This is a genomic window from Mycoplasma sp. 4423, assembly GCF_054353855.1.
The window spans coordinates 122,378-135,385 of sequence record NZ_JBTHHJ010000001.1 but is presented as its reverse complement, the minus strand read 5'-3'; the positions used below and the strand labels follow the sequence as shown (position 1 = coordinate 135,385).

General features: G+C 25.5%; 10 protein-coding genes. 9 read left to right on the top strand and 1 reads right to left on the bottom strand.

Going from position 1 to position 13,008, the window contains the following annotated elements; all coding sequences use genetic code 4:
• Nucleotides 1–102: 102 nt before the first annotated feature.
• On the bottom strand, nt 103–1,980 hold the full coding sequence (locus ACXYRN_RS00425; protein ID WP_458597487.1) for a ribonuclease J: 1,878 nt from the start codon (nt 1,978–1,980) through the stop codon (nt 103–105).
• Nucleotides 1,981–2,169: 189 nt separating this feature from the next.
• On the opposite strand from ACXYRN_RS00425, the gene ACXYRN_RS00420 reads away from it, so the two are divergent.
• The 9 genes from ACXYRN_RS00420 to ACXYRN_RS00380 all read left to right on the top strand — a co-directional run bounded on the left by ACXYRN_RS00420 (nt 2,170) and on the right by ACXYRN_RS00380 (nt 13,008).
• Nucleotides 2,170–2,871 (top strand): hypothetical protein, encoded by a 702-nt coding sequence (locus ACXYRN_RS00420; RefSeq protein ID WP_458607255.1) that lies wholly within the window; start codon nt 2,170–2,172, stop codon nt 2,869–2,871.
• Nucleotides 2,872–3,079: 208 nt separating this feature from the next.
• Nucleotides 3,080–3,283 carry a 50S ribosomal protein L32 gene (rpmF, locus tag ACXYRN_RS00415; protein ID WP_435128492.1) on the top strand — a complete coding sequence of 68 codons (204 nt, stop codon included), beginning with the start codon at nt 3,080–3,082 and terminating at the stop codon, nt 3,281–3,283.
• A 74-nt stretch (nt 3,284–3,357) separates the two neighbouring features.
• Nucleotides 3,358–3,951 (top strand): Holliday junction branch migration protein RuvA, encoded by a 594-nt coding sequence (gene ruvA, locus ACXYRN_RS00410; RefSeq protein ID WP_435128490.1) that lies wholly within the window; start codon nt 3,358–3,360, stop codon nt 3,949–3,951.
• A complete protein-coding gene (gene ruvB / locus ACXYRN_RS00405) occupies nt 3,932–4,885 on the top strand; it encodes a Holliday junction branch migration DNA helicase RuvB (protein WP_458607254.1) in 954 nt (317 codons plus the stop codon). The genes ruvA and ruvB overlap by 20 nt, the downstream gene beginning before the upstream one ends.
• Before the next feature lie 114 nt (nt 4,886–4,999).
• Nucleotides 5,000–7,438, top strand: a complete 2,439-nt coding sequence (gene secDF, locus ACXYRN_RS00400) for a protein translocase subunit SecDF (RefSeq protein WP_458607253.1) — start codon at nt 5,000–5,002, stop codon at nt 7,436–7,438.
• An 89-nt stretch (nt 7,439–7,527) separates the two neighbouring features.
• Nucleotides 7,528–8,553, top strand: a complete 1,026-nt coding sequence (locus tag ACXYRN_RS00395) for a glycosyltransferase (protein ID WP_458607252.1) — start codon at nt 7,528–7,530, stop codon at nt 8,551–8,553.
• A gap of 281 nt (nt 8,554–8,834) precedes the next feature.
• Nucleotides 8,835–9,206 (top strand): hypothetical protein, encoded by a 372-nt coding sequence (locus ACXYRN_RS00390; protein WP_458607251.1) that lies wholly within the window; start codon nt 8,835–8,837, stop codon nt 9,204–9,206.
• A gap of 9 nt (nt 9,207–9,215) precedes the next feature.
• Nucleotides 9,216–11,393 (top strand): ATP-dependent helicase, encoded by a 2,178-nt coding sequence (locus ACXYRN_RS00385; protein ID WP_458607250.1) that lies wholly within the window; start codon nt 9,216–9,218, stop codon nt 11,391–11,393.
• A 1-nt stretch (nt 11,394) separates the two neighbouring features.
• Complete coding sequence (locus ACXYRN_RS00380) at nt 11,395–13,008, top strand: MHO_4530 family protein (protein ID WP_458607249.1); 1,614 nt, start codon at nt 11,395–11,397, stop codon at nt 13,006–13,008.

Genomic DNA, 13,008 nt, shown 5'->3' with positions numbered 1-13,008 from the left:
TAAATATTGATAAACATAAAGAATTGCGAAAAAGATTAATATAATTGGTTATTAATCTTTTAGTCCAACTCCAAGATAAAATAACAAGAAAACCTTGTTATTTTAAATTTCATCATCTTCGTCATGATCATCATCTGCACAAACATCACCAAAAATTTCTTGCTTTAAATCATCAAGCATTTGTTTTTGTTTTTTGTTGTTTTTTATTATCTGTGTTTTGTTTTCGATATGGCAAAGTTGTGTATCTGATTTAGAATTAGTAAAATTAATTTTACATTCTTTTATCCTTTCATCAGCTGTTTCTTCGGTAAATATAATTGTAGGAATAATAATTGGTTTACGACGTTTTTCTTTATAAAACAAATTAGATAATCTATCGATAATAACTTTTTCTAAATCCTTGGTGGTTCAATTATTCGAGTTTTTGATTTGATGTAAGATTGCTCCGTGACTAATACGTCGAGCTTCATCTACTAATTCTTTGGATGTTTTAACAAAGAAACTTCCACGAGTGATAATATTAGGTCTACCAATAATCATATTTTTTTCTTTATCTATTAAAAATACTATATTTACAAAACCAGATTCTTTCAGCATCTCCCTTTGTTTAATAATATTTGCATTAATTGTTAATACTTTATTACCATCAATATAAACTGGTCCAAAATCAACTTTCTCATTGGTTTTATAGATATTTTGATTCAACATATGATATACATCACCTTTTTCTAAAATCAAAACATTCTTTGGATTTATACCATTTGATATGGCTGTTTTTCCATGTGCAACACACATTCGGTATTCACCATGATAAGGAAGAAAGTATTTGGGTTTAGTTAGTCTAAAAATTTTGTCATGCTCTCATTGATATGCATGACCAGACGTATGTAAATAACCATCAATACCATTTTCTTTGATTATTGCTCCTAGTTTATAAAGTCGGTTAATAAGTAATTCTACAACCATACGATTTCCAGGAATTGGACTTGAGGAAAATATAATTACATCACCTTTGGTTATTTTTATAGTAGCATGTTTACCATAACTCATCCTTGATAAAGCTGCTAATTGTTCTCCTTGTGATCCGGTGGTTAAAATTAGTAAATCCTTATTAGGTGTGCTTGCAAGTTGTTTTTTATCGATTAAAACATCATCGCTAACATTTATATAACCTAACTTGCGGCCAATTTTCACTCCTTGTATCATTGATCTTCCAAATGTAATGACCTTTCTACCTAACTTTTGAGCTAGTTCGATAATAACTTTAACTCTTGTAAGGTTTGATGCAAAAGTTGTAACAACAATTTTGTGTTTTGCATCAGTAATAATACGTTCAATGTCAGTCAAAATATCACTTTCACTTGGTGAGTGATTAGGACGCATTGCATTAGTAGAATCGGATAAAAGTGCTGTAAGTCCTTGTTTTCCGATTTCATCGAGGCGGGCAAAATCTGTGTAATTACCAATTGGAGTATAATCAAAACGAAAATCTCCAGTACACATTATTGAACCATTTGGAGTTGTAATTCTGATACCAAAAGCATCTGGAATTGAGTGTTGTGCAGTTCAAAAATCAACTTTACAATTATTATCAAAGTAATGTACATCTGATTTATTTATCTCGATAAATTCGATATTTTTATTAATTTTATGTTCATCAAATTTTAATTTTAAATATTGAATTGCAATTCTTGGGGCAAAGATTTTTTTAATATTAACTTGTTTTGCTAAATATACAACTCCACCAATATGATCTTCATGCCCATGAGTGATAAAAACACCTTCAATTATTTTATTAGATTGCTTTAAATATTCATATCTAGGTACAATCCCTTTGATACCAGTATTATAAGTATCAGCGAATTTAATTCCTGAATCAATGATAAAAATATGATTTAAATGTTCTATTATAAGGGTAGATTTACCTATTTCAAGTAAACCACCTAAACCTAAAATTTTAGTAGGAATAGTATTGTTCATTTATGCTCCTGCATTAATTTGATAAGTTATTTTTAAGGAAATATTATAATTTTGTAAATAAGAATAATAATTATTAATATTTATATCATAAGATTTATAAAATAAAAGTAATTAGACTAAAAATATCAAAAATTTAGTGAATTTATATCAAATGATATAATTATAAAAACAAAAAGATTAAGGAAGAATATGATAGGTATAATTTATTCGATGATTTGATTTCTGATACCTTATAACAAATTTGTATCAGATTATATTAGTTTTAGTTTATATCGACTTAAGAATGCTAAAGCAAAGATTGATAACAAAGTTTTTGATTTCTTGTATCAAAGAATTAAATTATATATTAAAATTCTAATTTTTATAACAATAATCAGTGTAATTTCGTTTATTTCTATTTTGCTCTTATTTATACTGTTAAAACAAAAGATTAACACAAATTCATACGATACTTTTAATGCAGTTATGATAACTTTATTGGTGCTTTTTGGAATTGATTTGTTTTTATACACGAATTCATTTTTTACCTTTAAAAGAATGCAAAAAGACTTAAAAAAATATCGTGATTATAATAATAAATTAGGAAAGAGCAATCTTTTATATCATAAAATACTAGATAAAAGAGAGAACACACAACTTAATTTCCGAAGCAACGGAATATTTGTTTATGCAAAAGATTATGATATGCAGCAGAAAAAGTCAGATTATTTTTACAAGATACCATTATCTAGGCATTTTCATTATCCAGCCAAAATATTAACAAAAATCAAAGATATTCAAACCCGAAATTATGTGTTTATTTCACAAGATTATAAAACTTTATTTTATAAAAACCAACCCGTTGTCTCAGGGATGTTTTACGATTTATATCAAGATACATTAAAATACTAACTATAATTATCTTCCAGTTGTATTTTTACAACTGTAATATAGTTAAAAAAGTAAAAGTTAATGTTTTTGAAAGAATCTATTAAGTATAAATTTCATTAGATAAAAAACATAATTTTTTATTTCTATTTATAATCTTTTTTAATATAATTAAAAAGCTTTCAATTATTAAGATAATTTTTATTAAAAAAAACCACAAAGGAGGAAAACCATGGCTATTGTACCAAAACGTAAAACATCTAAACAACGTAAACACAAAAGACAAACACACAGTGCTTTAACATTACCTAATTTAGTAAAATGCAGTAACTGTTCAGAAGCAATTGAACAACATGTTGTATGCTGAAATTGTGGTTTTTACAAAGGTGTAAAAGTTAAACACTATGTTGCACAAAGTGACAGAATTCAGAAATAGTAGCATTTGCTATTTTTTTTCGCCTTTTTTAGTTTGTAATTAGTTCTTTTTTTATATATATTGTGGAGGAAAAAATGATACTTTATAAAATTGGTGAAATAGTTCACAAAAATAAAAATAACTTGATATTTGAAAACAAAGGAGATGGCTACATTGTAACTGTTCCAAGTATAAATCGCTTTGAATTAGGACAAAAATTGAAAATATACATTTATGAACATTCAACAGATTATCTACATAATTTCTATGGGTTTAAGGAATTTAAAGAAAGAATCCTATTTATGGATTTACTAAATGTAGATAAAGTAGGACCAAAAGTAGCGATTATCATCTTAGATAAAGGTTGAGAATTAATAGCAAATGCAATTGCACAAAATAATTGAGAAGAAATTGCAAAATGTCAATTTGTAAGTGAAAAAACAGCACGACTTATATGCTTAGAATTAGGTGATAAATGAAGAAAAATGGTTGATAAAAGCATTCAAACTAATTCTGAATCAACTGCAATGATTAATGAATTATCAAACACATTATCAACATTAGGATTCAAGAAAAAACAAATTGATTATGCGCTTTTAAATATTACTGAGAAAAAAGACTTTGATAAGATGCTTGAAGAAAGCATTGGTTTAATTACTGGAAATAAAGATGGAGAAATTAGAGCTTAGACCTCAAAATTTTGATGATTTTATAGGACAAAATCATTTAAAAAATACACTAAAAACAATTATAGAAAGTTCAAAACTCCAAGACAAAGTACTTCCACATATACTTTTTTATGGTTCACCCGGTATGGGTAAAACAACATTAGCTACAATTATAGCAAATGAATATGGCAAAAGCATTCATTATGTTCAGGGAGCAAATATTGAGAAGAAATCTGATTTAATCAGTATGCTTTCTGTAATTAACGAAGGAGATATATTATTTATTGATGAAATCCATAGTATTAATAAAGCAGTGATTGAATTTTTATATAATGCAATGGAAGATTTTGTTTTTGACTTAATCATAGGTGTAGATGGTAATTCTCGATCGATGCGTATGAAGATAAAACCATTCACTTTGATTGGAGCAACTACTAAAATTAATGAAATAATCCAACCACTTAAGGATCGTTTTGGCTATATTGGTAGAATTATTAATTACACAAAAGATGATATTATACGAATTCTTGAGAATACATGTACCAAATTGAATATAAAAGTTGCAACTGAAATTTTAGAAATTTTATGTGAATATTCAAGGTTAACACCTAGAATTGCAAATCACATCATTCAACGTGTTCACGATTTTGCTATCTCTCATAATAATGGTATTATTGATAAAAAGATTACTAAGAAAACTTTAAGAAGTTTGGAAATTTATAAATACGGATTAACAAACGAACATATTCAGTATTTAGAAATTCTAAAGGATGGTTTTGATCAAAATAGTGTGTCATTAAACACTATTTCAGGTCTAACTATTCGAGAAAAAGGCGATATCCTAACTGAAATTGAACCGATTTTGCTTTATCTTAATTTAATTGAAAAAAGTTCACGAGGAAGGAGAATTACATCTAAAGGGATTGATTACTTAATTTCACAAAAAATATTATAACAAATACTAAATCTTACTAAAAAAAACCATAAATTGTGGTATATTATATTTATGAATAATATGAAAAAATTATTATTTTCAAACAAATTTTTTAGATCCATAATAAGTATTTTTATGCTCATTTCTGCAATTATTACGATTGTGTTTGGTAGCATTTTTTATATTGGTAAATCATCGAACACATCCATAGATTACACTAATGGGATTAAAACTGTTATATCGGTGAAATATAATGGTAATTTAGCAAATGCTTCTGAAACAGAGAAAGTTAATCTAGATATTGCAAAGAGAATTAGTGGTAGCAATGTTACAACATTATCCGATGGTTATTTGTTGGTAAATAAAAGCGGAAATTTTAACGATGATGAAAAATCAAAATTTGAACATCAATTGGTAGATAAACCAAGTTTATTAATTACGGATTCTGATTTAAGACCATTATTCTTAGAAGGTAAATATAATTCTAATCTTAGTTTAGATACTGCTGATTATGATAAATTATTCCCACCATTTAAAAAAGATGGTGCTAGTTATACACCTTCAAATTTTGATAATTCAAACTTTATATCTATTGCTGTTTCAGAAAATTCAGAATGGGCACAAGCAACTGAGGGTGTATTAAGATCGAAAGATAAACATATGCTTTTTTGACTTAATTATAAGGATTTAGAATTAATTGCAAAAAATGATGCATCAGGTTGACAAAAAGCAAACAAAAATCTTTGAAATTATGTACATGTTAATGAACGTGTTAGGGAACCAAATGCACAAAAAGATAACTTGATTAAAGAAAACCTTAAAAAATATTTTATCGGTAGTTTATTGATTAATCAAAACGGACAACCAATTCGTCTATCAAATAATTATACAAATAATCAAGCTACAGATTTGGCAAATGAGATTAATTTTGCACTTGATGATTATAAATTAGATCTTGTTTCAAGTGTATATGCTCATCAAGAAATTGATAATTCTACAATGTTTTATACAATGATTGCTGCAATTACTATTTTTGTAGTTCTTTCTATCTTTATGATAGTTAATTATGGTATTTTAGGAGCATTAAACACTATTTCTGCAGCGTTATATATTTTCCTAACATTATTAATCCTTACAGCATTACGAGGGGAATATTCACCATACACCTTTATTTTTGTTATTTCTAGTTATTGATTCTTTTTGGATACTAGTATTTTACTTTTTGATCGAATGAAGCATCGGATAAAAAAAGGAGATACTCAGAAAAAAGCAATCAAAAATTCATATCGCGATTCAGTTAGGTCGATTGTTGATACGAATATTTTAATCCTAATACTTGGTATATTTACCTATTTCCTTGGACAAAACACATTTAATATTGCTTCGGTAATATATGTAATCGCTTCAGTCTTTTTAGTTTTTGTTGTTTTAATATTTAATAAATATACTCTTGAATTTATAATAAATAATGGTTTTGAAAAAAAGAATTGAATTTATGGAATTTATCGAAAAACAGACACATTACCTAAATCAAACTTTTCAAAAGTTAATTGAATAAAAACATCTAATTACTTAATTATTTTTATTTTCATTATAATAGTAGTTGGATTAATTGTTTTTATTGCTTTATCTACAGTTTATAAAAATACATTAGCATCATTTAGCATTGATACAAATGCAGGTCGTGGAACAATGTTTTTTATTACTGATAATTATAATAATTCGCATTTAGGTTTATCCAACTCAATTGCAAAAGAATTAGTAAATAAACTAAATGAAAATTCAGAACTGAAATCTTATAACATAGTATATAACATAGCAAGAAATTCAAATTATGATTACTATAGCATCATTGCAACATCTAAGCAAAATTTATCGGGTCAAGAAATTATCCAGATTCAAAAAATAATAAAAGGTGCAACCGATGTAAGTTTAAAAATTGATTTTATCAAACTTTCTAACAAAGAACTCAGCAAATCATTAGTTATTTCAATTATTTTATTTGCTATTTTCTCTGCATTAATTGTAATTTACTATATTATCCGAATAGGTATTACATATGCTGTAGCAGGTTTATTAGGATTTATCTTATTGTTTTTAAGTCTATATGCAATTTTATTCATTACTAGAGTACCATTAAATAATTATGTTCTAGTAGCATTCTTAATCTTGGAATCAATATATATTTATATTACAACTACTTTATTTGCCAACATCAAAGAAGTAATACGACATAGATACCATCAACACAGTTTGTCAAAAACGGATGTTAAATTAGTTATAAACGATGTAATTAGCAAATCGATTACTAAGTTTATTTATCTGCTCATAATAATAATGATCACTTTAATCATTTTAATAGCTCTTAATAAAACAACAAACCTATGATTTGGTGTCTTTATGTTGCTTGGATTATTAATATTACTTATATCAAGTTTATTTGTTACAACAAGATTTTTTGTATTCTTTGAACAAATACATCAAAGAATTAAAATCAATCGTGATGCAAGTGGTTATTGAGAAGTTAATAAAACAGAAGAGCAAGTCTTCAACGGGATTAACGATTATAAATAAAAATGACTTTTCACAGTTTGAAAGGTCATTTTTAATGAATTTATGCATAAATATGATAAAATTAATGTTATAGTAAATAAGGAGTTCAAATGAAACTTTCATTGATTTCGCTTGATAATAAATATAAAAAAGATGTTAAAAAATATTTAAAAGATTTAGTTGAACAAGATAACCAGGATTTTGAGGTTATTTTATGCCTTAATCATAGCAATGAAGAAGCACAAGTTATGAAGGTAATTAGTGAATATTACGACTTCTTTAAAGAACGCTTAATTGTTATATATAACAGTAAAATTAATTCATATCAGTATAACTTACTTAGTGCTTTTAAACTCGCTAATGGCGATTTTATCGCTGTAATAAATAGCAAAAGTCATTTAAAGAAAAATTATGTTTCTGAAATAGTCAATCAAGCAAAATTTTATGATGTTGATATATTAGAACTTAAACCAAGAATAATTGGTTCTATTAGTTGAAAACCAAAACTTCGACAACAAATTGATAAGTCTGTTTTAATTAGCAAAAATAAATCAGTAATTGCATATGCTTTCCCTTTTATTTTTAATAAAATTTTCAAAAAACAACTAGTAAAAAAGGTAATAAATTATATTCCTGCAAACAATTATGATACTAAAATGTGTATTGAAATAAATTATATTTTATTATTAGAAGCAAAAACTTATATGTATTTAGATTACAGAATATATCGTGAATATTTTGATTCTGATATTTGATTTAATACCAAATATTTCCTTGGTAGTTTTAATGGAATAGAAAAATGAATGCTAAATAAACCAATTGAAGATAGATGTGCTGAAGAATTTATATATGCTAAATCCTATTTTATTAAGTTGCTTTTAACTGGATTTTTAACTGGTACTTCTTTAATGTATCGTACAATTTTCTTTAATGAAAGAAGTATAATTAAAGAAAAAAGAAGTAAATTTTTACTTGATAAACATTTTGAGTTATTAACGAAGTTAGAAAACCAATTTTGTGCAAATAATTACGATTCATCAAATCCATATATAAGAAAAACATCAACTGAAGCTTCACTGATTTTATCTGATAGCAAGAAACTTCGCAAAATACCTATTTTGTCAGCATTAGAATAATGTATCAAAATGTTAATTTTTTAAGAAGATTTACAATCGATTTAATAAATTTTATTATTTATGCAATAGTTATTTATTTAATCTTTTGAGGATTTTCACATAATTCAGTTATAAAAGAAAAAATAAATGCTTTAAATTACTATTTAGCATTTGTTATCGCAATATTTTGATCAAATTTATATTATTTCTTTTTCCCTTGACTAACAAAAGGAAAAATGTTCGGTGAATATATTTTTAAATGTAAAGTAATTGACACCGACAGTAAAGTATTTAAGATAAAAATGCTCTTAAAGAGAAATATTATTGCTGCATTTTTTATATCATTTATTTTTTTATTTTTTCTTGCGACTATTTATCCATCTGATATAAAAGTTACAGATAAAAAAATCCTACAACTCAATGAAAGTATCAAGAATGATATTGCTATTAAAGTTAGCACTACCTTATTTTCTATACTTGGTTTTACTAAATTTGCTAATTATTTTTTATTAGTTTTTTGAAAAAAAAGACTTTCATTAACTGATTTTTTAACTAACTCAAGAGTGGTTTTTAATAAACAAATTGAAGCAACTTCAAACAATCAATATATATTAGAACCATTTCGCTATCAATGAAGACAAATATATCGTAGTGATCAATTTAACTTACCATAAAGGAAGCATATGAATATAAATAAGAAGATTAATTTGCTTGCTGATCTTAATGAACATCAAGCACAGGCAGTTAAATATTTCGATACCCCTTTACGTATTATAGCAGGAGCCGGAACAGGGAAAACTAAGGTACTTACTCGAAAGGTATCCTATTTAATCAATGCATATGGAATTTCTCCAAGTAAAATCCTAGCTGTAACCTTTACTAACAAGGCTGCACAAGAGATGTCGGGTAGAATTCAAAAATACTGTAATGAAAGCAAAGATAAGCTTAACATTATGACATTTCACTCCTTTTGTGCTGGTATTTTGAAAAAAGAAATTCATTTATTAGGATACAAAAATAATTTTATTATTATCGATGAAGCTGATAAAGAACAAGTTCTAGCAAAAATATACAAAGAATTTGATATTACAACAAATGAAGTAAGTTATAAAAGTGCATTGCAACATATTTCTCACATAAAAAACTTTAATAAAAACATTTCTGATTTATATAAAGAAGAAGGTGAAAAAAGTATTTTAAACAAAATTTATGTACAATATACTAATTATTTAGCGCAAAATGGAGCATTAGATTTTGATGATTTAATTTTACAAACTAATAATTTATTTACATTACGTCCCGATGTTTTAATAAAATATAAGAATAAATATGATTATATTTTAATTGATGAGTTTCAGGATACATCGGTGCTGCAATATCAAATTATTAAGAGTATTATTACACCACATACACATATAACAATTGTAGGTGATCCAGATCAAACTATATATAATTGACGAGGAGCAGATGTTAATTTAATTTTAAATTTTAACAAAGATTTTCCAAATGCTAAAACAGTTGTTTTGGATGTTAATTATCGTTCTACAAAGAAGATTTTAGATGCTGCTAATAAGTTAATTAAGCATAATAAAATTCGTTTTAATAAAGATTTAGTTACTGATAATGAATCGGGAGTAAATATTAAATATATGCATAGTTTCAACGAAGAAGCAGAAGCTCGATGAGTTGTAAATGAGATAAACTTACTTAAAAAAGAGAAAAATCAACTTAAATCGATTGCTATTTTGTATCGTTCTAACTTTTATTCACGTGCTTTTGAACAAATCCTTATTGAAGAAGGAATTCCACATCGGATTATGAATGGGACTAAGTTTTATCAACGTAGTGAGGTCAAAGACACAGTTGCATTTTTAAGAGTAATCTTTAACGGTCATGAGTTATCAATGCAGCGGATTATTAATGTTCCAAATCGTGGTTTAGGTGAAAAAAATCTTCAAATCATTAAACATTTTGTTGATTCAACTAATGAAAACAGTACCTTAACAGCATTGATGAAAAACTGAAGTAGATTTATTAAGGAACATCGTTATGTTTCGGAAAAAATTAAAGGTTTTATCGGTTTAATTGCCAGATATCATAAAGCCTTGATTAAACCAAAAGCAAAAATTGCACAAGTCATTGAGTTTTTCTTAAAAGAAATACAATATTTTAAATTTATTGAAAAAAACAAAAATCTACGCGGAACTGCCGAAGAAAATGTTAATGAATTAATTAACTCAATTGCGATTTGGGAAAAGAAAAATCCAGATAAAACAATTGAAGATTATTTAAATTATATTAATTTCTTATCTGTAAATGATGATTCAGATGGTAATACAAATTTTGTTACTTTGATGACTATCCATTCAGCTAAAGGATTAGAATATGATAACATCTTTTTAGTCGGGCTTACTAAAGGAGTTTTTCCGACTCAAAGATTGTATGATAAAGATAACAAAATCCTTGATGAAGAGATGCTTGAAGAAGAACGCAGATTAGCATATGTTGCTGTAACAAGGGCAAAAAAGAAATTATTTATAAGTTCATCACGAGGCAAAATAATCGGAACAAATTTAGATAAGGAACCATCTCAGTTTGTAAATGAAATAGGAATTAATGTGCAAGATTCGTTGATTGCCGGCTCAAACTACGGATTAGATTTAAGCATTACAAACGAAGATGAAATCAAATCAATTAATTCAAAAATGATTATAGGGGATAAAATTTCGCATACAATGTTCGGTGAAGGTGAAGTAGTTGATTTAGGTGATAACAATGACGCTGTGATAAAATTTAAAGATGGAGAAACGCGAACGTTAAATAAAACCCATCATTCTATTCGGATTTTAAAAGAGAGATAAGATGCTGCTTTGAATTATTTTAGCTATTATTTGTGCAATTTTAATTTTAATTATCATAGTTGTTTTTGCTTTGGCTATTTTTTATCTATATCGCCGAAGTGCATCTGGTGTTATTTTGTTTAAAATTGATTATAACAATAAGCGAGTAATACGATTAAATCCAAGGTTTTATTTTCTATCAACAATTTTTGATTCTAAAAAAAGTGATTTTAAAATGTATAAGTATATACCATTAAAAAAATTTTTAGAATATTTTGATTCAGAGAGTGTAAGCGAGATAGAAGTTATCTTAGAAAATCAAAATAATAATTTTTCGTTGCAAGATTTACAGGTTTTTATAAATAATAAAATTCGTAATGACTTTAGTTTTATTGACAAACTTATTTTTAGATTTGATAGAAATTTTACTCACAAAAAACCTTATCATATGCAAGTTACAAACAACCAAAAAGGTGAATTTTTTTGTCAGATTAAATGAACAAATTTTAGAGAAAACAAACCATTAAATATAATAAATAATTCATATGAAGAAAAAACAAATATAAGACTCGGTTCATATATAGTTTTGGGTTTTGCTTTAAAACCACATACCTTAATTTCAAATCATATAAATGATACAGATTTAAGTAATATTGGTTATTTATTTAATTTTAATATAAAGAAATCATACTTTTTTAATAAAGATGGAATGATTTATTTTCTTATAAAAAAGAATTTTTTAACTAAAATAGAGCATTATATTAATAAAGTAAAAAACATCAATGAATTATCATTATATACACAAATATTACTTGCAGCAACGGTATTTGAACGTAAAATTGATTCGCTAAATCAAATATCAGCAGTAGAAGAAATTTTAAAATTTTCATTATATAACATTATTGCAAAACCAGATTCATACAATGAATTTCTTAATAAAAAACTAATTGAAAAAGATAAAGAGTTTTTGAAATTTAAAACAGATTTATCGCAATATTTATTTATTAATAATAATTTAGATGAAAATTTTAATATTAGCAAACACAAAATATTAAAATATAATTCCAATGATGTCACAAGATTATCAGTAGCAGAATTAAAATGCAAAAATAATTTTGAAAACAATAAAAATTTTATATTATTTAAAAATAACCCTTACTTAAACTTTATTTTCCAACCAAAATGAAATGATTTTTTATCGCAAAAATTGACAAAAAAATCAAAAAATAAGTTATTTAAAATTTCTCAGGAAGTTTTTTTGCAAGATAATTTTTTTATAACACAAGAATCACCAATCCCACTAGTATATAGCGAAAAAAATATATTTGATGTTCCAAAACTTAAACAGAAAATATCGGAAAATTTAAAAAAGCGTATTGCAACAACATTATATGTTAATACAATTGACAAAAATTTATTTAATATAATAAACGATGTTAAATTAAAAGCTATTGTAATAGGAAAGGATATATCAAAAAAAATTCATTTAAACAATAACATCTTCTTAGAAGTGTTTTCATTAGTTACATTAGCAAAGAATCGCAACATTCTTATAATATATGAAGATATTATTAAAAATATTGATACATATATAATGCAAAAAGCAGAAGTAGAATATTTTTATACATCTGAATAA